Annotated in this window: 18 protein-coding genes and 2 pseudogenes; 7 read left to right on the top strand and 13 right to left on the bottom strand. The window is 66.3% G+C overall.

Features of this window, described 5'->3' with window-relative positions; translation table 11 throughout:
- Window positions 1-3 precede the first annotated feature (3 nt).
- On the top strand, window positions 4-870 hold the full coding sequence (locus ACQEVC_RS10885; RefSeq protein ID WP_432875876.1) for a hypothetical protein: 867 nt from the start codon (window positions 4-6) through the stop codon (window positions 868-870).
- Window positions 871-963: 93 nt separating this feature from the next.
- The gene (locus ACQEVC_RS10880; protein ID WP_432875874.1) at window positions 964-1,704 is read left to right on the top strand and encodes a hypothetical protein; all 741 of its coding nucleotides are present in this window, start codon (window positions 964-966) and stop codon (window positions 1,702-1,704) included.
- 294 nt (window positions 1,705-1,998) lie between these two features.
- Here the strand turns inward: ACQEVC_RS10880 and ACQEVC_RS10875 are convergent, their stop codons facing one another.
- The 3 genes from ACQEVC_RS10875 to ACQEVC_RS10865 form a co-directional block, all read right to left on the bottom strand.
- A complete protein-coding gene (locus tag ACQEVC_RS10875; protein WP_432875871.1) occupies window positions 1,999-2,718 on the bottom strand; it encodes a hypothetical protein in 720 nt (239 codons plus the stop codon).
- A gap of 101 nt (window positions 2,719-2,819) precedes the next feature.
- Window positions 2,820-3,599 carry a hypothetical protein gene (locus ACQEVC_RS10870; protein ID WP_432875868.1) on the bottom strand — a complete coding sequence of 260 codons (780 nt, stop codon included), beginning with the start codon at window positions 3,597-3,599 and terminating at the stop codon, window positions 2,820-2,822.
- A gap of 53 nt (window positions 3,600-3,652) precedes the next feature.
- Window positions 3,653-3,925: an excalibur calcium-binding domain-containing protein gene (locus ACQEVC_RS10865; RefSeq protein ID WP_432891284.1), complete on the bottom strand. Its 273-nt coding sequence runs from the start codon at window positions 3,923-3,925 to the stop codon at window positions 3,653-3,655.
- Between the two features lie 188 nt (window positions 3,926-4,113).
- Here ACQEVC_RS10865 and ACQEVC_RS10860 point away from each other — a divergent pair, with 188 nt between their 5' ends.
- Window positions 4,114-4,545, top strand: coding sequence for a hypothetical protein (locus tag ACQEVC_RS10860; RefSeq protein ID WP_432875865.1), 432 nt, complete (start codon window positions 4,114-4,116; stop codon window positions 4,543-4,545).
- A gap of 160 nt (window positions 4,546-4,705) precedes the next feature.
- Here ACQEVC_RS10860 and ACQEVC_RS10855 read toward each other — a convergent pair.
- A pseudogene (locus ACQEVC_RS10855) lies at window positions 4,706-5,621 on the bottom strand (IS5 family transposase).
- 431 nt (window positions 5,622-6,052) lie between these two features.
- On the opposite strand from ACQEVC_RS10855, the gene ACQEVC_RS10850 reads away from it, so the two are divergent.
- Both ACQEVC_RS10850 and ltrA read left to right on the top strand, forming a co-directional pair.
- Window positions 6,053-6,895 (top strand): reverse transcriptase domain-containing protein, encoded by an 843-nt coding sequence (locus ACQEVC_RS10850; RefSeq protein ID WP_432875862.1) that lies wholly within the window; start codon window positions 6,053-6,055, stop codon window positions 6,893-6,895.
- A gap of 638 nt (window positions 6,896-7,533) precedes the next feature.
- Complete coding sequence (ltrA, locus tag ACQEVC_RS10845) at window positions 7,534-9,357, top strand: group II intron reverse transcriptase/maturase (protein WP_432875859.1); 1,824 nt, start codon at window positions 7,534-7,536, stop codon at window positions 9,355-9,357.
- Between the two features lie 970 nt (window positions 9,358-10,327).
- Here the strand turns inward: ltrA and ACQEVC_RS10840 are convergent.
- Both ACQEVC_RS10840 and ACQEVC_RS10835 read right to left on the bottom strand, forming a co-directional pair.
- Window positions 10,328-12,046 (bottom strand): UvrD-helicase domain-containing protein, encoded by a 1,719-nt coding sequence (locus ACQEVC_RS10840; RefSeq protein WP_432875856.1) that lies wholly within the window; start codon window positions 12,044-12,046, stop codon window positions 10,328-10,330.
- Window positions 12,043-13,917, bottom strand: a complete 1,875-nt coding sequence (locus ACQEVC_RS10835; protein WP_432875854.1) for an AAA family ATPase — start codon at window positions 13,915-13,917, stop codon at window positions 12,043-12,045. Before ACQEVC_RS10835 ends, ACQEVC_RS10840 begins: the two co-directional genes overlap by 4 nt.
- A gap of 406 nt (window positions 13,918-14,323) precedes the next feature.
- Between ACQEVC_RS10835 and ACQEVC_RS10830 the strand changes: the two genes are divergently transcribed.
- A complete protein-coding gene (locus tag ACQEVC_RS10830) occupies window positions 14,324-15,160 on the top strand; it encodes a hypothetical protein (protein WP_432875851.1) in 837 nt (278 codons plus the stop codon).
- A gap of 89 nt (window positions 15,161-15,249) precedes the next feature.
- Here the strand turns inward: ACQEVC_RS10830 and ACQEVC_RS10825 are convergent, their stop codons facing one another.
- The 4 genes and pseudogenes from ACQEVC_RS10825 to istA all read right to left on the bottom strand — a co-directional run.
- The gene (locus ACQEVC_RS10825; protein WP_432875848.1) at window positions 15,250-15,819 is read right to left on the bottom strand and encodes a GNAT family N-acetyltransferase; all 570 of its coding nucleotides are present in this window, start codon (window positions 15,817-15,819) and stop codon (window positions 15,250-15,252) included.
- Between the two features lie 132 nt (window positions 15,820-15,951).
- Window positions 15,952-16,155, bottom strand: coding sequence for a hypothetical protein (locus ACQEVC_RS10820; RefSeq protein ID WP_432875845.1), 204 nt, complete (start codon window positions 16,153-16,155; stop codon window positions 15,952-15,954).
- An 85-nt stretch (window positions 16,156-16,240) separates the two neighbouring features.
- Window positions 16,241-17,002: an IS21-like element helper ATPase IstB gene (gene istB / locus ACQEVC_RS10815; protein ID WP_432875843.1), complete on the bottom strand. Its 762-nt coding sequence runs from the start codon at window positions 17,000-17,002 to the stop codon at window positions 16,241-16,243.
- 190 nt (window positions 17,003-17,192) lie between these two features.
- Window positions 17,193-18,704: pseudogene (istA, locus tag ACQEVC_RS10810) on the bottom strand (IS21 family transposase); the annotation flags it as partial.
- A 202-nt stretch (window positions 18,705-18,906) separates the two neighbouring features.
- Between istA and ACQEVC_RS10805 the strand changes: the two are divergent.
- A complete protein-coding gene (locus ACQEVC_RS10805; protein ID WP_432875840.1) occupies window positions 18,907-19,467 on the top strand; it encodes a hypothetical protein in 561 nt (186 codons plus the stop codon).
- Between the two features lie 88 nt (window positions 19,468-19,555).
- Here ACQEVC_RS10805 and ACQEVC_RS10800 read toward each other — a convergent pair whose 3' ends face one another.
- From ACQEVC_RS10800 to ACQEVC_RS10790, 3 genes are read right to left on the bottom strand one after another with little or no spacing between them, the layout of a single operon-like run.
- Window positions 19,556-21,298 (bottom strand): ABC-three component system protein, encoded by a 1,743-nt coding sequence (locus tag ACQEVC_RS10800; protein ID WP_432875837.1) that lies wholly within the window; start codon window positions 21,296-21,298, stop codon window positions 19,556-19,558.
- Window positions 21,273-21,542, bottom strand: a complete 270-nt coding sequence (locus tag ACQEVC_RS10795; protein WP_432875835.1) for an ABC-three component system middle component 6 — start codon at window positions 21,540-21,542, stop codon at window positions 21,273-21,275. Before ACQEVC_RS10795 ends, ACQEVC_RS10800 begins: the two co-directional genes overlap by 26 nt.
- Window positions 21,542-22,483, bottom strand: coding sequence for an ABC-three component system protein (locus ACQEVC_RS10790; protein ID WP_432875832.1), 942 nt, complete (start codon window positions 22,481-22,483; stop codon window positions 21,542-21,544). The genes ACQEVC_RS10795 and ACQEVC_RS10790 overlap by 1 nt, the downstream gene beginning before the upstream one ends.
- Window positions 22,484-22,702: the final 219 nt, after the last annotated feature.

Raw genomic sequence — 22,702 nt, 5'->3', positions numbered from 1 at the left:
GACATGACAGACACCATCAACAAGACCAGCTCTCCCGGTGCCTGGCGCCGGTTCGGATCATGGCTGCTGAGGCTATGGCGCCGTCTCGTCGAAGCGCTGCGCGGGCCCGAACCCATCCCCATGCCACCACCGCCCCCGCCACCGCCGCCGCCGGGCCGACTGACCGAACGCCGGGACGCGCAGACACCGATCATCGTGCCGGCACGCGGCTACGTCTTCACGTTCCGCGTCCACGCCACATTCATCTGGTCATCTGAAGGGATACCGAGGGAAATCCTCAGCGGATCCGCCCAATACTTCATGCCATACGCCATCCGAGCCCTGGCACGTGTCGCTGCCGCCCGAGCCCGCAACGTCGTCGCACACCGGGCCAGAGAACTCGAGGTGGAACTACAGCGCGCCATCACCGATAGCGGGCCCTGGCGGTACGAGCGCTACGGGGCGCGAGTGACCTGCCAGCCATACGTATGGGTCGAACTTGATGAGGGCGTAAAGCAAGCAATCAAGCCGTACTGGGAACAGCTGATCAAACTCGACTGCGAATACGACGTGGATGTCAAGCGCGCACAGCACGTAGATCGCATGAGTCGGCAATGGCTGACGATCCTGGAAAAACTCGTCGACAACCCCGTCGCCAGCGGCGCGGCCAAGATGACCAACGAAAGTCTCGCCGCCGTCGTACGGGACCTCATCGCGGAACAGAACGCCACCGCCCAGCGACTGGAAGACCTCCTCGGTGAACGGCTACGCCACGGCGACGCTTACGAGCAGGCCACGTCATTCGACCTCCTAACCGAGCGACTGAGCGCCCGCGGACCCAAGCCCGCAGGAACGCCCACCCCAAGCTCGAACGGCTCATCCCACGGGTAACGCTTACGGACATCGGCACCACCCTCTTCACACCGCCGACTGACTCCGCTCTTGGACGTCAGCAGCTCGTCAGCTCAGACCCGTAGCGGCTTGATGATCAGCAATGAGACGTGCGACGAGCTCGGCTGCCACGTCGGCGGCGCGGGTTACGACACTGCCGTAGGCGATCGCCTCGTCGGGAGAGACGTGGATGTGGTCTGCCTGCCGGATTCCGAGAGTGGCGGTGTTGCGGGGCACGCCGACCGTGCCGTAGGAGATCATGGTGGCGGGGTCGAGTCCGATGGCGGATACGATGCCACACCCGCGTGCCCGGTCAGCCTCGCCCAGGCCCGCACCGTGCACGACCTCGTGGCCTCCCTGGTCGACCTCGTCGTCGACAAGCGGCTCGACATCGAAAACTGGCGGCCACAGCGCAGGCGGCCGTGGAACACCGGCCGCACCGGCACTCCCGAGTGGGAGGTCCTCACCGGCCGCCGGCCCCCTACCCTGCCCCTCGTGGTGTCCATCGTGCGCGAGTGCGGCGGCGGGCCCGCGGACACCTCCCGCTGGGAACAGCAGTGGAACCGGATCGTCGCACCCCACGGACGGTTCGTCGGCACCGCATCCCCACCGCAGCGATCCCGGGGCTCGGAACCGGAGATCGCCCTCACCACCATCCAGCCCGTCGACGACGACCTGCAACGCATCCGCGATCGCCTCGCCGCCACCTCCGATGGCCGGGCCGCCCATCCCAGCCGGCCGCCACTATGGCGCAGACTCAGCAGCATCCGGGTCAGGCGACGCCTGACCCGACGAACACCGGGCGCGACAACCGACCAGGACCTCGACCAGTGACCGCGCGGCGCCTGTCAGGCCGCAGGTCACCGGCCCACCACCCCCCGATGGCGACCACAGTACGGCCCGGGCCGCCCGGGCCCGCTCGTCGGCCAGAGAACCCCGCAACTCGGCCACCGCGACGACATCCGACCAGCTTGCTGGCGCAGGCCGACTCGACCGGCCGGCAGCTCGTCGGTCCGGGTGGCTTGTTGACCCAGCTGACGCAGAAGGTCCTCGAACGAGCAAGTGTGGCGCATAACGTTATGCATGTTATGCGCCCACATCTACACCTGCCCAGCGCGCGCTGGCCGCCTATTCCTTATCCTGGCTGGCTCTAGACTTCTCCTTGACAACCATTCGGTTGTAATGCTTGTTGGCATGTCGCGTAGTCGACTTGTACATGTGGTGGCGGATTCTTCTTCCAAGGTCCCGCCTCCGCCGGCCCAGCCAACCCACCGGTTCTGATACCGGCCACAGGTACCGCCACAGGACAAGCCCGAAATTCTCTGGCTCCCCGGCCTCGCGCCGGCCCACGAAATTTTGATCTCTAGTCGGCTGTCCGCCCATGTAGCGTTCCCAGCCCATGCCATTTGAGTCAATGAAGGAGACCCTTATTTGAAGAAAGCTGAGAGTGTCCTTATGCGCCGGTCCGTCTGGGACGGGTACATCGAAGTAAGTGGTGTCACCGGGGGCGAGTAGGTGGATCATCTTAATTGCCACGATTTTCGCAGGCTGTCGCCTGTCGCGCGCATATAGCTGAATGCCGTGGATTGGGGCCGCGCTGTGATTTATCAACTGACACCGGGTCGTCGTGACGAACTCCTCCTCAGTCTCCTCGTAGGGCCGGGTCAGGGTAATCAATCGAGCCTGCGCCGCCTCTTGGTCCCTCTTCTCCTCTCGCCGGATCTTGATCTCATGTCGCAGTAGCAGACCAGTGAACAAGACGGCGAAGGTGGACATGATCAGAGCGGCGATGCCGGTCCACGCCTGCATCCAGTCGGTGATCTTCGGGATCTCTTCGGCAGCGAGCACGCGCACCAGGGTAGAGCCGGCTGCCGAATGTGATCACGGCTCGCACACTTGTTGAGGTCAGCTCCGACCGGTACAGGCTGATGGTCGAAGTGACACTGGGTCTACGGGAAGAGGTCCACTGAGTGCGGTCCCTTGACTCGACGGCGGGGGGTCATCTCCTCAGCATGGTGCAGCGGAACAGAATATAGGCGCCCCATGACCCGCACATGCATGTGTCTATATATCGCGTTGACAACCCGCTTGGCTCGCCGTCGCAACCACCGTGCTGGCTTCGAGATCACCCACAGGTACTGCCACAGGAGCGGCGCGAATTTCAGATCGCCATGAGGATCGAGCGTGCGATCCGGCGGCTGCCGGTCCTTCACGGGTTGGTCGATGCCCTTTCGCTGCCATCGGATCCCTGCCGCGTCGGTGTAGGTGGCCGTTAGGTTGATCGAGCTAAGAGCGTCTGCATTCATGGGTGCATCTTGAAGGGGTATCTCCAAGACCGTCGTCTGGCCCGGGGCTAGATACGGCAGGGTCTGTCGGATGCCCACCATCCCCGCGTTCATCCTCCGGACGGTCATTGATCCCTGCTTAATGACCGGATCCTCGACACGCCAGACAAGGACGGCATATACGTCGTACACCGGTGCGGCGCTGTGGTTTACGACGTTCCATCGCGTGACCATGCCCTCGTCGCCGTCGATCGTCTCCGACATGAGGACGATCAGCCGGGCTTGCACCGCCTCCTGGTCCTCCCGCTCCTCCCGACGTGCCTTCATCTCGTGCCACAGCAGCAGACCGGTGATCAGGACCGCAAGGCCGGACACCAGTACGCCGAGGACGCTGCCCCAGCCCTGCATGATGTCGGTGTAGTTCGGTGCGTCAGCAGCAAGCACGCGAACCAGGGTAAGGACGGCTGTCGAACCCGAGACCGGTTCGACCTGGGGGCTTACTCGCAAGCCGAGCCGTCGCCGTCGCGGTCTAGCCAAGTGCTGTACCCCGGCGCACCCTCTGGGATCGGAGCAGCGCCCGCAGCCACGGCTGCCAGGCAATTGGCATAGACAACCCGCCTGCCGTCAGGCTCGGTCTTCGGTGTCGCCAGCCGTGAGGGGTTGGTACCCGCCTCCGGCCGTCGCGGGGACTCTTGCGTCGCAGGCGGCTGACTGGGCTGCGTTGCCTGTGGGGCGAGATGTCCTTGAGTGAGCAGGGCAGCGGCGCCCACCAGTGCCGCCACCACAACGCCCACCGACGCGTTGCGTGATGCCCTCGCGCTCCCATCGGCGGCAATCTCGGCGCTTCGGACAATTGCCTCGCTGTTAATGCGCGCGACTTCGAGTGCGATCCGCTCCGCATCCGGACCGGAACCAAGATCCCCTGGCTGAGGCGATTTCACGGCTCCACTGTAGAGGGATGCTCCGACGAGCCGCTGTCCTTGACACCCCTCCTCGGATCGAGCCGAGGACTTACCCCACCCCCACCCCGGCACCTGCACTCGACGAACTCAACGTCACCACCGTCGCCGAGCCCGGATTCCTGCACCGAGCGATCGAGGCTTCCGAGTCCGACCTGCTCAAGCTGTGGATCCACACTCTGGGACCGGCCCGAATTCTGCAATGGGCGGCCGAGAAGAATCCCAGCATCCGCTGGGAAGGCCAATACGCCCACCACTGCCAGACCTGTCACCGGCTCTATCGTGACCCGAAGATCCGCGCGGTCATCGAACAGCACGGAGCGGAAATGATTCCCGTCGTGGCCCAGACCCTCTGGCTGGACCAGTACCTTGCCCCCGACATCCTCCATCAGGCATCCAGACCCGACGCCGGACTCGACATGACCCGATAGACCGGACGACCGCGCGGATCCGCCGCCGCCGGGTTGCTCGCCGGCGGCGGACGCGACGCCGGGCACCGATCGAATGGCTCAGCTGGCCAGCCGGTGCAGTACGAAGAGCCCGCCGTGCAGCGGCTAAGTACCTCGGAGTAGATCCAGAGCCCGCTTGCGACTAGGCCTGTATCGAAATCGGTTGGAGCCACTCGTTGATCGCGGCGATCTGTACGTGGCGTGGTAGCGGACGGCGAGCTTGTCGGGCCGGGTGGCCACGGCCACGACCCAGTGGCGCTTGAGCTGGTGATCCCGTACTCCACAGCGTGACGCTGCTTGTAAGTCTCCAGGTCGAATGCCGGTGGTCGGCCGCCCTTCGACCCGAGCTTGCGGCGGTGGGCGTCCTGGTCGGCCTTGCTGGGAATGGTCGTCTTGATCCCAAGTCGCCCCAGGTAGCCGCGGTTGGCCCTGGACGTGTACGCCTTGTCCGCGAGGACCCCGGTTCGGTCGGGTCTGGGGACGACCACCGCCGAGGCGGGGTACCCGGATCCCGGCCAGGACCGGGGCGAACCGCGGGCTGTCCCCACGGTGGCCGGCCGTGGCCACGATCGCCAACGGCTTACGCCCCTGCTCACATGCCAGGTGCAGCTTCGTGGTCCGGCCGCCCCGGGACCGGCCCAGGGCGTGGTCGGCCGGCTCGGTATCGGCGCCGCCTGGTGGTTCGGCTTGTTCATCCCCCTTTTCCGCGCCCCGGCGGCGTGCTGGTGCGCACGGGTGTTGGTCGAGTCGACGGACACGTCCCAGACGATGCGTCCCGCCGCGTCGGCCACCGTCTGCAACCCGGTGAGGATCCGGGCCCGGGTGCCGTCGCGTTGCCAGCGTCGGAACAGCGCGTACGCCGGCCAGGACCCGTAGCAGGGTGGGACGTCCCGCCACGTGGCGCCGACCTGGATCCGCCACCGGATCCCGTCGATGAGCTGCCGTCTACTCCATGCCGGCGGACGACCTGGCCGGCGGCCCACGGGCAGCAAAGGTTTCAGCGCTGCCCACTGGGCGTCGGTCAGGTCGTGCCGCCTCGTCACCGCTACAGTGGCCACGAGGTCTCCGTGCTGATGGTCTGTCTTGGTCGATAAACCATCTACCGGAGACCTCGCCGCTTATCGACCAACGACGCGCCGTAGATTTTCTCAGCCCGTGAGTCGTCAGCGACCTGTCGAACCTGGTGGATGGGTCGCCTTGTGGTGCTGGAGGACGCCCTAGCCGATGGCTCCTCCTCTCCGGCCGAGTGCTGTGGATGCGCGGTTGGAGGCCCGGACCAAGACTGCGATGTGCGGTTCGTGGCGATGCCACCGGGGTATAGCTGGGCACCGATCCCCGTTACAACGGTTCTCAGTGAACGTGGGAAGCGATCTGATGTCGCCCTCTCCGGATGGCGGCCAGCCGTCCGGTGGGCAGGTGTGACGCCCGCTGATGGCATCAGGTCGTGGCGGAGTCGCCGTAGTACTCCGAGCCGGGGAAAGCCCGGCACATGGGAAAGGGCGACAGCGTGATCAGCAGCATGCGCTCGACGGAGGAGCCGCCGCCGAATGGCAGCGAACCGCTCCCGGAGTGGCCGTCTTTCAGCCAGGCCGAGACGCGGGTACTCGAACACCAACGCAAGCTGCACCGATGGGCACGAACCGAACCGCTGCGACGGTTCGCTGATCTGTTCAACTTGGTCTGCGACCGGGCGACGCTGATGCACGCCTGGGAACGGGTGGCAGGCAACAAGGGGGCGATGACCGCTGGGGTGGACGCGGTGAGGCGGTTCGCCGTCGTCCGGGACGACGGGTTGATCCCGTTCCTGGAGAACCTGCGCTCATCGCTGCGCGACGGTAGTTTCACGCCGTTGCCGGTGCGGCAGACGACGATCCCGAAGAAGTGCGGCAAGGTCCGCTACCTCGGGATTCCGACTTTGCGGGACCGGGTCGCGCAGATGGCTCTGAAGTTGGTCCTGGAACCGATCTTCGAGGTCGACTTCTACCCGGCAAGCTACGGGTATCGGCCGGGACGACGAGCCCAGGACGCCATCGCCGAGATTCACCACTTCACCCGCAAGCCGTCGACCTACGAGTGGATCATCGAGGGCGACATCAAGGCTTGCTTCGACAACGTCGACCACCAGGTCCTCATGGGGCTGGTGCGCGAGCGCATCATCGATAAGAAGGTGCTGCGGCTGGTGCGGGCGTTCCTGCGCGCCGGGGTTGTCGAACAGCACGGTGGTTTCGCGGCGAGCCTGACCGGCACGCCGCAAGGCGGGGGTGCGACACGAAAGGCGCACGTGGTGAGTGGATCGCGTTGGATGGAGGTCCGGTTGATGCCGGGGATGTGATCTCAGGTCGGTGTCCATGATGGCCTGTCCTCGCCCTGGCGTGCGTCGCTGGTAACGGCGGGGTGCGAAGCCCAGGGGAAAGCCGGAGGGCCCCCGCGCATCACGGGAGGCCACGGGCGAGAGGAAGATCGGACGGGCGAATGGGGTGAACCTTCGTTGATGCCTCGTGACTGACGGGCCTGCGCGGATGGCTGCTGTGGTGCAGGTGTAGGGCTGGCCGCTGGGAAGCGGCGGATGCCGGCGGGGACATTCCCTTCCTGCCGGGTGGACACCATCGCCCCGGGGTCAAGAAGGCGCCCACCCCGATCGGGTCTCATACGTGTGCAACGTGGCAACCCCGTCGAGGTCCAGCCGCAGGTGGTGGCTGGTAGGCCGACCGTGAGGGAGGCGGAAGTCCTCGGCGGGCACAGGATGGTCCAAGAAGCGAATGCCGGTGCGCCGAAAGGCGACGGGAAAGCGACGCACGATGATCGCACCTTCTGCGGTCGTGTCGTACAACCGGCCGGATACAGGTCCTGGTGGCCTGCCTCGAAAGAGGGCTGACGTGGACCGGGTAGGTCTGCGAAGAGAAAGATGTTGGGTCGTTGGAACCTGGGGGCAAGTTGGACACCGTGACTGCGCCTGCGGGCGGGGTTGGGGTGAACGGACCCGAGGACGCGAGTCTGGTGTGGGGCGCTGTGGACTGGCGTGCCGCCGAGGACAACGTACGACGGCTGCGGCAACGGATCTTCGCGGCGACGCGGGCTGGCGACCTGAAGAAGGTCCGCAGCTTGCAGAAGTTGATGCTCCGTAGCCTGTCCAACACGCTGATCAGCGTGCGGCAGGTGACCGAACGCAATGCTGGTCGTCTCACTCCCGGCGTTGACGGGCATGTCGCGTTGACGTCGGTGGACAAGGAACGCGTGGTGGTCGATATCCAGCGGTTGCCGCGACGAGCCCGACCGGTGAGACGGGTGTACATCCCGAAGGCAAACGGAAAGCGGCGACCGTTGGGCATCCCCGTGATCCTGGATCGGGCCCAACAGGCTCGGGCGCGTAATGCGCTGGAGCCGGAGTGGGAAGCCCGGTTCGAACCCAAGAGTTACGGGTTTCGGCCGGGCCGAGGATGTCACGACGCGATCGAGGCGATCTACCAGGTCGTGAAGGGCAAGGCCCCGAAACGGCAATGGATTCTCGACGCCGACCTGCACGGCGCGTTCGACCACATCGACCACGACTTCGTCCTCGGTCTGCTCGGCTCGTTCCCCGGCCGGGGCATGATCCGGGCCTGGCTGAAGGCGGGGGTGGTCGAGCAGAGTCAGTTCACGCCGACCGAGCAGGGCGCCCCGCAAGGAGGCGTGATCAGTCCGTTGCTACTGAACATCGTGTTGCACGGGATGGAAACGGCGGCCGGGGTCCGCTATTTCAAGCGCAGTCGGGGCGGCATCGAAACCGCGCCCGACGCCCCAGTGCTGGTCCGTTATGCCGACGACCTGCTGGCCTTCTGCCACAGCCGAGAGCATGCGGAACAGGTCAAGCAGCAGCTGGCCGCGTGGCTGGCACCTCGTGGACTGGCGTTCAACGAGGACAAGACCCGAATCGTCCACGTCAACCAGGGGTGCGACTTCCTCGGGTTCAACATCCGCCGCTACCACGGCAAGCTGCCACTGATCAAACCCAGCACGGATGCCGTGAGGCGCATCCGGCACAGGCTGCGCACCGAGATGCGTGCCCTCCTCGGAGGCAACGCCGCCGCGGTGATGCGCAAGCTCACCCCGATCATCCGCGGGTGGGCCGCCTACTACCGGACCCAGGTGTCCAGCGAGGTGTTCTCCGCGCTGGACAACTACATGTGGAAGCTGCTCTACAAGTGGGCCAAGCGGACACATCCGAAAAAGTCCAGGTGGTGGAGGATGCTGCAGGAGCTTGTCGGTAATGTCCGATGGCTTGATCGGCCTTGCCATGTTCTTGCATTCCACGTGGCAGACAACTCGGGGGTTTTCGGCTACCGCGCAAGTCACCCTAATGTCATACCCGAACTGCGTGCCCGGGTACTGCTGGCGGATGCCGCTGATCAGGTCGCTGCGGTTCTCCGGGCTCAGGGCAAAGAACCTGGCGAACAGCCGGGCCGTCGCCTCCTCGAGTACCTGCCCGGATTGAACCGGCGTACGGATCCCACGACCGCTACCTGGCCCCTTCGCCGCGACTGTGGATCTGCCGCCTGCCTGGGGAGCGGGGACACGTTGCCGCGGGTTGGTTCCCTGCCTATGAATCGCCGGCCCTTCGGAGACACCCGCCCGCAATCCGAAGTGATTCGCATCCGCGAGGAGGCTCCACAGCCTAGCGACGAAATCCCGGTCTGGGTCCTCCCACCGAAGGAAGCCGAACTCGTCGGAGAGCTTCTGCGCATTCGCCGAGCTAAGGATGATCAAGGACTTCACAACGTCCGCAGCCTCGCTATAACGGCGGTCTCGTACCAGTAGCCTGAGCTCCTCCTCCTGCTCGGGCCATGCCGGTTCGCTACGACTCAGTGCTTGTGCGAGGACGTCGGCCACCTTGTCGAAGACGTCAAACGGACGGTCCCACCTCCATAGCGTCAAGATCCATTTGTCGGGTGGAGCGAGCACGTCATTCGACAACTCGCCGCCCGGGTCTTGGGGCTCGGTGTTGTAGTCCTCGTCTCCACGCACGAGGATGAGGCTTTCGACCGTCGCCCGCCCGTACGTGGCTCCGATTGCCTCGAATAGTGCGCGGATCCGATTCTCTCCTGGGAATGTCTGACGGAAGTTGAGCGAGAAGTGGGTCGGATCATTGGACGCCAGTCGGATAACCTGCTCGGGCCGGTACTGGCCAGGAGCATCAAGAGTGGCCAAGACCGAATCCAGATAGGCCTGCGACGCGGGCTCCTGGTTGCCATCCGACTCCTCGACGGAGAGCGAAGGCGCCCCGCCCTGGCCGAGGGCGATCTGTTGCGCTTGGAGTCGCTCGCGCGCGGCGACGGCTATCTCGGCGAGTCGCCGCTCATCGAAGAGGGGTTCGTCGTTAGGCAAGGTCGTCCTCGCTTCGGTGACGGACGTGACACTGACGTCGTGTCCCGGGCAGAGGACCCAGTTTCCACCACCGCCTGAGTCTTCAGCATCAGTGGGTCGGCTCTACTCTTGCGCAAGGGGGCGACTGGGTGCCGTGTCACCCCGGACCGGTCAATTCAGTCCCCAGAGAGCAGGCTGGTTCGACTGGAAGGCGAGCGTTCCCATCGTCTCCGCCGGCGGGCGTCAGTGTCAACGGTGCTTCGCTGGCGGTCTTATACAGCCGGATCACTTCACTCCTGTCGTAGACCAATGGCGGGCCCGGCCGTCCAAACCGGTCATGCCCTTGTTCCGGTACTGGCTTCGCCGCTTCGCGCGTTGAAGTCTCACGGCGGGGAGCCGCCTGAGGGGGGCGATCGATCCGCGGTCAGCCGATCAGCATCGGGATCTGCCTGGTGCGTAGGTGCTCGGCGAGCGCGTGGAGTTGGTCCGGTCTGATACCAACGGCGATCAGCTTCTGGGCGCGGGTGACGGCCACGTACCAGTTGCGGAGGAGTTCGTCTTCTGCTGGGTCGCCGCTGATCCATCGGGTGGTCGCGTCCTCGTCCGGCACGAGCAGGAGCACACCTGGATGTTCGTCGCCCTTGACCTGATGGATGTTGTCGACGCGGTACAGGCCGGCCGTTGCGCCCGCGATGTTGAGTTTTTCTGGCTTGCCGCGCAGTTGGCCGACCACGCCTCGCGGGGCCGCCTGCGGGGGTCGCGGCCAGCTCTTGAGCCTCGGGTTCACGTCCTTGGGCCAATCGGCGTGCGGCTCGGGCAAGGCGTACAGGAAGGCGTAGGCGTGCCGGATGATGTTGTGAAACTCCACGCCTGACGCCGCGCACCGTGCCTGCATGGTTCCCTGGAGGGTCGCGTCCGGGTACCAGTACCGCAGCAGCAGTCGAGCGCTGGTCTGGCAGGCGGCGTCGAGTAGGTCCGGGTCGGCTGTTGCCGAATGCACCACCCACCAGGCGTGGGCGAGCATAGTGGTCGCGTTTCCGGCCGGGCGGCGCGTCCTGGCCGGCAGGTGCCCGCGGCGGTACGCGGTGATCAGGCAATCCGCCGCGTCAGTCGAGTGGTTCGCTGCGTGGTCCAGGAACACGTCGACGACCGGTCGTCGGCTGGGCACATGTCGTGCCATGCCGCCTCTCGGGAACTCGGTGGGCAGCAGGATCACGGGTGGCTCGGGCAGTGGTGAGCGGACCGCCGAGTCGGGCGGTCTGTTGCCGGCGCGCAGGGTGGCGGCGAGCCGACATACTGTGGCGGAGCTTCGCCAGTTGCCGTCAAGGTCGACGGTCTGCCCGAGTTCGGCTTCGAGCGCGCGCAGTCGTGGCGGGTTGGCGTCACGCCACCCGTAGATCATCTGGTCGGGATCGGCGACGACCACCAGCGGGATACCCATGCGGCGCAGCTGGTCGAGGATCTCCAGGTCGGTGACGGAGCAGTCTTGAGCCTCGTCAACGACGATTTCCGCGAAGCGTGAGCGCAGCGGCCCGGTGACGCTCTCACCACGGCCCAGGTACTTCAGCGCGAGCAGGCGACTTTCGTGACCCGTCACGTAACCGGCCTCCACCTGCGCTGCGCGGGCTGCGAACGCCGCCTTCGCCCAGGTGTCCCACGGGTAGGTGCTGCCGCTGATGAGGCGTTCGTGCTCGCGTGACAGCAGGTCCTGTCGGATCGCCTCCTGCCCGGTTTGTTGGTCGCGTTGGAAGGTGAACGCGCCCAGCGGCACCTGACGGTCGAGTTTCACCTCGGCATGCACCCGCTCCCAGCTATCGAGCAGTTGCAGTGGCGCGCTGGCGGGGAGGTGTGGCTCGACCAGTACGTCCCAGATGAAGGCGTCCAGGGTTCCGATGTAGTGCGGAAACGCAGTCGCCTCGGGCCGGCTCTCGCGGTGGCAGCGGCGGCGCATCTGCGCTGCCGCTGCCCGGGTGAAGGAGAGCAGGGCGCGTCCGTGGCGCAGCGCGACGGCTGGGCCGCGCAGGTGTCGAGAGACGATGACATGGGTTTTGCCGGCTCCGGGGCAGGCCCGGACGAACAATGGCGCCGGCGCCGTGATCGCCCGTTCCTGTGCCGCGATGGCTTGCTCGACGAGGGAACTCATCGGCGGGCAGCCTCCGCCGATGGCTGTGGCCCGGCGGCGATGTAGCGGATGGCTTGGACAAGGTTGTCCGGGACGACGAAACCGCATCCGGGGACCAGCCGATCGGCGAGGGCGTGCGCGAACTCGGCCTTGGAAATCGGGGTTCCGCTGGCTGCGGGATCCTTCTTCTTGGGCACGAACAGGAGCCGGAATAGTTCCGGCCGCTCCGCGACGTCGGCCTCGATCACCCGCTGCCACCGGTGCTCCGATCGTGGCGCGCACTCCAGGAACGCCTGGTGCAGCAGGTTTTCGTTCTCTGGGCACATCAGGGTCGGCTCGAACGTGTGCGATGCCAGGAACAGATCGACGACCTCGGTATCCGCGCCGAGTCGCTGGGCGAGCGTCCGCGCTTTCTCGACCCGGGACGGCTCCTCATCCTCGGTGGTCGTGTCAGTGTCGGTGATCACGGCGATTCGCTGGCCGACCCGGACACCTTCGACGGCGGTCAGCAGCACCTTCAGGTAGGGGTCGAAATCCACACCGTCGACCAGGATCAGCGTCGAGCCGTGGAACCGATCCATGGCCTCCCGCGCCGCCTGCTGCTCCGGCTTGCTGGCCCCCGGCGCCGCCGCGAGCACCAGATCAGCCATCGCCGGCAACAGCAACGCCTCGGACAGTCCTTCCACCAGCACGGTCCGCGCCCCGTAGAGCATCGCGCTCTTGGTGACGTCGAGATACCGGTCGAGCTGCTTAACCTGTTTCGGCGCCAGCCCCAAGTCGGCAACCGCCACCGCCCGGGCATGCCACCCCGCGGTCTCCAAGCGCGGGCCGCGGGTCATCACGACCAGGTCCTCCACACTTACCGCCGCAGACAACACCGGTGAGTGCGTGGTCAGCACGACCTGAATGTGCCCGGCTGGCTGTGAGGGGCTGTCCACGACGCGCTGGCGAGAGGCCGCCGCCCGCCGCTTGAGGTAACGCAGCAACAGGGTCTGCAGCTGCGGATGCAGGTGGGCCTCGGGTTCCTCGATCAGCAACAGGGTGAGGTCGGACTCGCGCGCGGTCTCAAGCTCGGCCAGGACCGTGGCGATGTAGAGGGCGTTCGCGTACCCCAGGCCCGAAGTGTCGATGGAGGCGGTGAGGGGCAACTCCGCATCGCCGAGCAGCATCCGCAGTGCCCGAGAGATAGCGGCCAGGTTGGCGTCCGTCACCGTCAGGCCAGCCTGCTGGCGGTGCGCGCCGGAGGTGATCGCCCCGAGCGGGAGACTGACCGCAGCGCTGACTGTCTGGACCGCCTCGTCCTGCGCGAGTGCCGTGAGATGCCGACTGGCACGCTCGACGAAGTTCTCTACCTGCTCCCTGCCGCCCAGCAGGGCCTCGAGCATCACCCGGATCCGAGCGCCGCCAGCGACACCGAGGTCACGGACCGCGTCGCGTAGCGCCGGCAGGTGAACGTGGCGGATCACCGTGCGCAAGACGGGCTCGCCAGTCGCTTCCCGGCCTTCACCGACGTGCCACGTCGTCGTTCCCCGACGGCGTCCCAGCGGGGGGCGGGTATAGGTCAACGACCAGCAGGCCGACCGCTTACCGTCGACCGCCGCACCGGGCAGGAAGGCGTCACGGTAGGTGCCGGCCTGATCCGGGTCGATGCCCGCCAGAACAACCTGCAGTTGCACTTGGTCGTCCGCCGCGCAGCCGTCGAACACGTCGCTCTCCGCGAGTGCCGCGCCGCGCCTGCCGTCCAACGCGTCGGTGACCTGACGCAGGCCGTCGATCACCGTGGTCTTACCGGCGTTGTTCGCGCCGGCAAGGACGGTCACCTCGGGACGCAGCTGAACACGGACTTGCCGGCACGACCGGAAGTTCTTGATCGTAATCTCAGAAACGAACATGAAGGCTCCCACGAGTAAGGACGTCCATGATCGCAGCGCCAGAGATCCCGGACATCACACATCACGTCGCTCCCCCGAGACCGTTCGCGTGAGCTCCAACGCCCCAGCGGCCGACCCGCCACCCAGATCAATCAGGAGCATTGGCCAGGCGGCGGAATGCCTCAGCCGCTCGCCCTGGCTCGGCCTCATCCAAGCAGTCGGCGGAGGGGCGACCCGATACCTCGGATGTCGATCACCGTTCCCCCTCCGCGTCGGGCACGTCAACGCGGGCCGACAATCTCGTCAGCGACGCGCGCAGACACATAACTGCGGGCTTCGGCTTTCCGGGGACCCGAAATGACGCCTGAGCGACCCTCCGCAAGAGCCGTAGGCTGCTCTCAGCAGAGATAGCTGGCAGGCTATGCAGATGCCGGCGCGCGAAGTGATCTTGTGGGCGCTCGACGAGGCCATAACTGACGAGGACCAACGGGGCACGTCAACCCGGATAACGGACGTGTTCTACCGGCACAGCCGGCCGAGGCCCGGCGCCCTCATGCTCGGCATCGACGGCGACGGCGCTGAGGATGTCGATGCCGTGGTACTCATTGGCGTCGCCCGCCGCTCACAGCAGATAGCCACCGGCAAGGACCGCACCTCGGTCACGCCGGTCCTCCGCCTTCCCGAACCGGTGCCGATCAAGCGCCTGCTGACGGCGCTACCGCAGGACGTGAAGCAACGCCTCAACCTGCTGAGCCGGCTACCGCACCCCCTCGCGCCGGCACGGCTGCCCCCGCAAGGCGGTGCGGCCGTTGTCGCCGCGCTTCAGCAGCTCTCACCCACGGCCGACCGGTGGATCACAGCACTGCATGAAGCCGACGAGCCGCTAACCGGACCCCATGCCGCTCGGTTGCGTGAAGAGCGTGACGCCGTCTCGCTGGCGATCGATTTCTCCGGCGTGTCGCCGCCCGACGACCTGCTGTACGCCCCAGGCGACGGGCTTAACCCCGGCGAGGCGTTCGGCGCTACGTTCAACCCGATGTACCTCATGGACAACCCGTTGATTGTGGCCGACAACGAGGACGATCTGCTCGCCGAGGACCTGCGCCGCTTCGACCCGCACGGTCAACTAGAGATGTTGAGTTCCAGCATTGCCCGATTCACGGACGACCAGTTCGCGCTAACCATCACCAACGTCAACCGCAAGCCCCTGGAAAAGGCTCTGGGCGTCGACCTCATCTACTACGGACTGTGGGCGCTCACGTAATTGATCTGGGGTCGGCTCACGGTATTGGTCCAGGCTGCGTTGTGCTGTCGGGGTACCGGCCTGCTTGTTTGGGGTTGCTGGGTGGCCATTCAGCGTTGTGTGTCTGCTGTGATGCGGGAGTAGACGAGCACGTCGGCGCGGCGGGTGCCGAAGGTGAGGAAGCTGCGTAGTCGCCCTTCCTGGAGGTAGCCGTTGATCTCCAGCGCTCGTTGCGACGCGTGGTTGTCCGGCTCCACCCAGGCCTCGATGCGTGCGAAGTTGCCGGGGCTCAGGCCCCAGGTGGTTGTCAGTGAGATCGCTCGGGAGGCGATTCCTTGGCGCCGAGCGTCGGGGACGATCCAGTAGCCGATGCCGGCGACGCCCTGCTGCGGGCGCGCGATCAGGTTGATGTGGCCGATTGCCTGGTCGGTGTGCTGGTGGGTGATCGCCAGCGCGACGCCTTGTCCGGAGGTGAGCCGGGCGTGTTGGCGGGCGATGTAGGTCAGGCCTGCCTCGGTGGTGTAGTGCGCGGGAACGGTCGTGCCCTGCGGGATTCTGGGGTCTTGGGAGGCTTGTTCGACACACGACAGGTCTGTGTCGCGCCACGGGCGCAGGCGGACAACTCCATCGTGAAGCGGGGGTGGGTAGGCCAGGCTGGTCACGGCCAGCCATTCAAGCACGACGCAAAGCAATGCTCAGCTGGTTTGTGTCGCTGCCGGCTTGGCTGAGCGGCTGAGTGAGCTCGGCGGGAGGAGCACGAGGCGGGTGAGTGGAACTGGGAGTGGTAACGGCAAGTCTTCGGGTCGTGCTGGTTAGAAGGGTGGCCGTCCGGGATCGGGAGTTCGGGGTTCATAGGTTCCAGATGTCCATTCGTCGATGTCGTCGGGCCAGGGTGCGACGCGGCCTTGGTCGTCCCAGAAGCCGGTTTCGATGTTGTCGGCGAACAGGGCGGCGTTACGGGCCGCGCGCTCTTCGGGGTCGGGGATGGCGGGGTCGCCGGTGATGGGGGTGATCATGCTGCGTTCTCTCCGGGGTGCGCTGGCCGGCGGCCGGGCGTCGGTCGAGCCGGGAACCTCGGCGTCGAGGTCGTGGTCGGGTCGGCTACTGGGTGGTGGCCGAGGCTTTGGGCCGTTTGTTCGGCCGGTAGGAGGGGCCGTTCATGAAGACCTGGTGGCTGTTGTTGATGAGCCGGTCGAGCAGTGATTCGGCGACGACGGGGTTGGGGAAGAGCGGATACCAGTCCTGGGGTGCCCGGTTGGCGGTGATCGCGATGGAGCGGCCTTCGGCGATGCGTTGGGAGATTAGTTCGTAGAGGTCGTCGGCCTGGCCGGGGGTGAACTCGCGCATCGCGAAGTCGTCGAGGATGAGCAGGTCGGCTTTGAGGTGTGCGGCGAGGCGTTTGTCGAAGGTGCGGTCGGCGTGCCCGCCTGCGAGGTCGGCCAGGATTCGACTGGTCTTGTGGAAGCGGACCTCGGCCCCGGCGCGGAGGGCCAGGTGTCCCATGGCCTGGGCGACGTGGGTCTTCCCGACGCCGACGGCGCCGTAGAGGATGATCGATTCCCCGGCTTGTAGCCAGCGCAGCGCGGCGAGGTCGCGGATCTGCGCGGCCGGGAGCTTCGAGTTGGCGCCGAAGTCGAAGCCTTCGAGGGTGGTTTCGGTGTCGAAGCGGGCGCGGCGCAGCCGCCGTCCCATGGCCACTTGCTCGCGGCGGGTGATCTCGTCGTCGCAGAGGATCTGCAGGAACTCGAGGTAGCCGAGGTCGCCGCCTTGTGCCTGGGCGAGGCGGGCGTCGAGGGTCTCGAGCATCCCGGACAGTTTCAGGGCTCGGAGGCTGTCGGCCAGCGCGGGGCGCAGGATCGTCATCGGTTCGTCTGGTCCTTCGTCGGCGTGGCAGGGGTGAGCAGGGCGCGGGTCATGACACGGCGTCTTGCGGCTCGTCGTCACCGGCGTCGTCACGACGGTCGGAGTCGGTCACGCTCGTCGTGCCGGCCGTGGTCGCGGCGGACGCGGCCGCGGTGGTGGGGAACGGGATGACGTCGGCGAACAGGCCGGCGGGGCCGTGCAGGAACGCGGGCGCGCCGGCGTCGCCGGTGGGCCGGTCGTGCTCGATGTCCTCGAGCCCAGCGGCCAGGATGTTGCGGATGGTGCGGTAGGACGGGTCGCCGGCCGTGGTGGCTTTGCGGCAGGCCGCTTCCAGGCGGGCGTCGGAGTACTTGCCGGCCAGGTTGAGGATCGCTTGCGCCGAGCGCAGCCGGTGCAAAGCGGGACCGTCGAGCAGTTCGGCGATCACTGCTGCGGTCGCGGGTCCGGTCTGCTCGGCCCGGTCGCGGCACCACTGCGGGGTGCGTGTGTGGAACGCGATCTTCTCCGGCGGGTAGTCGCCGACGTCGGTGACCTTGCCTTTGTCTTTGCGGACGTGGGTTTTGACCAGTTCGCCGTGGTGGAAGATCTGCACCATCGTCGCGGTGGCGCGGATGTCGACCAGCTGCCCGATCAACCGCCAGGGCACCGAGTAGAGGACCTTGCCGCACTTGACGTGGACATCCGAGCCGACGGTGGCCCGCGACCACTCCGCCAGGGTGAACGCCGCGGCCGGCAGCGGGGTCAGCGTCCCCACCTCGGCCTGGTCGAACACCTCCGCCGGGGTGCGGCCGTCCAGGCCGCGGTGCTTGCGTTGCCCGGCGACCTCCCGGCACCAGTGCAGCGCGGAGGCCTGCATCTCGACCAGGGACGTGAACTCCCGGCCCTTCCACCAAGAGTTCCGGATATAGGGCATCTGCCGCTCGACCCGGGGCTTGTCCTTGGGTTTGCGGGCCCGCGCCGGGTCGACCAGCACGCCGTAGTGCGCGGCGAGTTCGGCGTAGGCCCGGTTCAGCTTCGGGTCGTAGAGGTCGGGCTTGTCCACCCCGGTCTTCAAGTTGTCCGGGATCAGCCGGGCAGGGCAGCCGCCGAAGAACGCGAACGCCTCGACATGACTGGCCGTCCACGACGCCTGATCCATACTGACCACCGGCCGCACGAACATGTGCCGCGAGTGCGACAGCACCATGACGAAGGCCCAAATCCGCTGCGACCGGCCGGTCCGCGGGTCCGTCCAGGAACCCAGCAGCCCGTAGTCGATCTGCCCTTCCAGCCCCGGCTCGGGATCGGCACGCAGCACCGTCACCCTCTCCCGCACCGCGTCCTCGGCCAGGTTCGCCGCGACATACCGCTTGAACGAGGCCACCGAACCGGTCACTCCGTGCTCGTCACGCAGCCGCTGGTGGATCGTCGCCTTGGTCACCCCGGCCCGCAGCATCTCGCCGATGTACTCGCGGTGCTTGTCGAAGTCCGGCCAGGTCACCTGCCGCAGCCGGGTATCGGTCAGGTGCGGGAACCACTGCTTGACCAGCGGTTCCCAGTCCGCCTGGCTCATCGGCGGTGTCCCGCCAGGCACGAACCCCGCCGCGATCGCCGGCTCAACGTAACGCCGGATCGTTCCGCGAGCCACACCCAACGAGCCCGCGACGTCGTACTGAGACCGGCCCGCGTACCAGTGCGCCAGGATCTCGGTTATATCGATCACGTGGAAGGTCCTCCTCGCCATCCGCTCCCCAGCCACCAGGGGCCGTCGGGCGGAGATCATGAACGAGGAAGAGAGAGGATCTTGAGAACTGCGGCCGAACGCTCGTCACATCCTCCGCGAACATCACGAGCGCCTGACCAGGCACGACGAGCGACGACTAGGTCAATTACGTGAGCGAATCAGGCTCCGACAGGAACATTCGGTGAGCGCCGACAACGACGAACTCGAACAAATCTTCACGCTCGTGCAGTACAAACGCATGACCCTACGCGTAACCGGTCGAGGCGCAGGCACGGAGCGGTGGGCGTACACCGGCCAGGCGGAGCTCGAGAAACAACTGCAGCGGATGGACATCGGCTTGAACGAACCGGTCAACTCACGGGACTGGCGCATGGTACCCAGCCCGTTCTGGTTCAAGTTCGTTCGCAGCCAAGGCTTCACCGCCGGTGATCCATTTGTGCTCAAGGGCATGTACGTCCCGGCCGACTACCTCCAACGCGCCATCGCTGACGGGAGCCTGCGCACGGGTCCCCGCACCGGGTTCGAGGTCACCTACGGCAACACCCGATACCTTCCCCGAGAGACCTTCGTCGCCCTCGTACGTCGCGGGTTCGCAGGCACCACCAAGGCTGGAAGCGGAGCCGTGCTGGAGGTCGCCGCCCAGCGAGCCCAGACGCGGGAAGTCATCCTAGCCATGAAGACGCGACGCGGCGACGACGAAGGCCCAAACCGCACCCACCGCGCTGCGCACGACCTCTTGTGATCCGGCATGGACTGTCGGACGGAAGGGTTTGCGGAGCAGCAGGAGTTCGGCATCGCCGTTTCCAGCCACCTTTGTAGGCGCGCGCCATTCAGAATCGGAAACCGAAGAGGCCACCGTCGTCGTACCGGTCCGTGAGCCGCTGCGACTGCAAAAACTCGTTAGCATCGAAGCTCCGCCGACGCGCTTTGTCTAGATCATCCGAGTTCAGGGTGACGATGTACTGGAGACCTTCGCGGCTGGTTACCTCTGCGGCCAGTGACAGGGCGGCGGCCAGTTGGCGGTCGTCGACGCCGTCGAAGAGGTGGCTGTCGTGGACGAGGATGCCGGGGGCGCGTCCTGCCCGGGTTGCGAGGACGCTGAGGGTGAGGTCGAAGCAGAAGATGACCATGCTGCTGATGCCGGCGCTGTTGTCGCTGTCGATGTGCGGATCGATGCGTAGGCTCTTGTCGCCGGCTTCGAACTTGAGGTGGGCGGTGCGGCCGGGGCCGTAGAGGCGTCTGGCGAACTCGGAGAACATCACGGTCGCTTCGTCGATGAAGCCCCGCCGGTCCTCGATGTCGCGGTCCATCTCCTGCTGCAGCGTCAGGCGGGCCTGGGTGATTTCTCGTTTCGCCGCTTCGAGGGCCTGGGCGGCCTCGTAGCGGTGACGCAGGGCGGACAGGAGCGCCTGCTGCTGCGCGAGGACCTGTTGGAGTGTGGTCAGCGCTTCTAGCGCGCCACCTTCCTGCAGGGTACGTAGCGTGGCGGCGAGTTGATCGCCGAGGCGTTGACGGTCGGTTTCGCTCTGGGCGAGGCGTTGCCGGATGGTGGCGGCTTCCTCGTCGAGGTAGCGGCGCCGGTTCCGTACGACGGACTCGTGGAAGGCTTGGACCTCGTCGAACCGTCGCCGCACCTGGTCGTTGAGTAACACGCCGAGCTCGGCGTATACCGGCTCCAGGTAGCTGACGTCAGGGTCGGTCGTTTCCTGCAGCGCGTGTTCCAGGTCCTGGAGATTGCGCCGATCCACGACGTCGCGGGCGCGTAGCTGTCGTATCTGCTGGTCAAGCGCGTCTGCCTGCTCACGCAGACGCTCGTACTGCGGGACGACGCGAAACTCGGAGACCTGCCGTTCTAGGTCGCGCACCCGCCGCTCGGCTAGGGCGATCTCGCTGCGCAGGTCGGCGACCTTGCCGATGATTCGGCCCAGCAGCGGGTCCTGGGCGGCCTTCTGCATCTGCGTTCGTGCGGTGTCGCGCGCTTTGAGTAGCCGGTAGCGGTCGGCGAGGTGCCAGTCGAGTCCGAAGAGGTAGGCGAGGTTCGTGGTCGCGTCGGCGTCGGACTGCCGCCCGTGACTACGCACCGCCGTGTTGTAGCCGTTGGAGCTGGTGCGACGGATAAGGAAGGACACCAGGCTTCGGCCGCTGATCCCGGCGTGCTCGTCGGGCAGGCTGAAGAGGTCGCGTTCGATGAGGCGCTGCCACTCCGCGAGCCGGAGGTGGCCGGTGTTCAGTTCGAGTTGGCCGCGGTCGGTGGCTGGCGGCAGCGGGTCGAGGTGTATCCAGCCGGGGCGTGATCCAGTGCGTCTCACCTGCAGCGGTGTGGTGAGCTGCGGCCAGTCGAGGGACAGGGTGAACTCGATGCCGCGCAGTTCTGGACGTGCGGCAAGAGTGGATCCGTCTGCCCGTTCCCCGAGGAGGAAGTGCAGTAGTTCGATCATGCTGGACTTGCCGGCGCCGTTGCGGCTGTCGGTGTCCCGTGATCCGGGGGTGATGTCGGCGACGAGGATGTTGAGCCCGGGGTGGAAGGTCAGCGTCCGAAACCGAGGGTCATCGGCTCCGAGCTGACGCAACATCCGTCTGCCTCCTCGTGAGCAGTTCCCGCTCCAGCTCCAGCGTTCCCAGCGCGAACAGGACATCCAGGGATAGGACGAACCACCAGAACGGTACGGGCGCGTGGTGCCCGTTGGCGGTCCGCCACTCCCGCAGCCTTGTCCACGTCTGGCTGATCGTCATCGGTTGGTCGAGGATCCGCAAGATCTGTGCCCCGACGACCAGCAGCGCTCGCTGTGGTGCGATGCCTTTCGTCGGCGTGATCATCAGCCTGTTCCCTGTAGGGCTGGGGCCCGCCAGTTAATGGGCGGCTCTTCGAAGATGTCGCAGGTTTCGAAGAAGTACGCCAGGACGACCATCACGGCGCGCTCGTGATCGCGTCGGCCGCGTGCGTTGCCGGCGACGTACTCCTGCAGCTTCCACAACACGTCCCCCGGGTCGTCGTAGTCGGCTTTGACCTGCTGGTAGTAGGCGTTGAAGCCCTGCGCGACCTCGTCGCGCTCGGTGACGTCCTGACGCTGCTGGTAGTACTCGTCGACCAGCGGGGTGTACCGCATGGCGGAGATAATCTCGTCGCGGTCCTCGACAGCGACGCGGTTGTAGGCGAGTTTCTCAGGCGGCACCTCACGGGCGGGCGCCTGGGATGTCGCCTGACGCCGCTGGGCGATGAGGTGCGTCAGGAGGGGCTCCAGGTCCTCCAACCCGATCCGGTACACACGCTCCGACACTGGGATCTCACAACCAAGCAGTTCCTGAACCGCGTCGCGCTCCAGGCGGCACAGCTCCCGGTTCAAATGCTGCGGGCCCTGCTGCTCGAACCGCAGGCTCGGGTGCGCGGTGCGTGCCTCGCTCAAGAGGATGGACAGCTCCGGGTGGACACCGCGCAGGTCGTTGTGCACGAACACGAAGGTGTCGAAGTGGTCTCCCCGCTTCGCGATCGCCTTTTCCAGATCATCGGTGAACTTCGTCCGGACGGCCTTCACGTCCGGCACTTCGGGCGCGTAGCACGCGTAGAGCTTGCCGTCATGCAGGCTCAACCCGTCCGCGCCGATGTCACCGAGTTTGCCGTGGGTCCTGACGTCGATGAAGTCGGGATAGCGGGCGCACATCAGGTTCTGGAAGAACCGCTCGAACGCCTTGCCGAAGCGCTCGTCGAGGAGCCGGCGCAGCATGGCTCGGACGAAGCTCTGCTCCTCGAAGCTGAGCACCGACCCTCCGTCACCTATGTGGATGTGCTGCCGTACCCAAGGTAACCAGTTGGCCGACGGCTCGGAAGGTACCAACGACCGAGGAAGCACTGACCAACCGTTCCCCGCAATGGGTGCTGCCGAAGCGTCAGGCCCTCGAACAGAGGAGGTCAACGCGTGACTTACCTGCGGCGTTGGCCGTCCACGCCCCCACCGATACTGATCAGGCAGTGGAAGTGA

Source organism: Plantactinospora sp. CA-294935, assembly GCF_050936445.1.
Lineage (GTDB): Bacteria > Actinomycetota > Actinomycetes > Mycobacteriales > Micromonosporaceae > Plantactinospora.
This window is presented reverse-complemented; position numbering and strand designations above follow the sequence as displayed.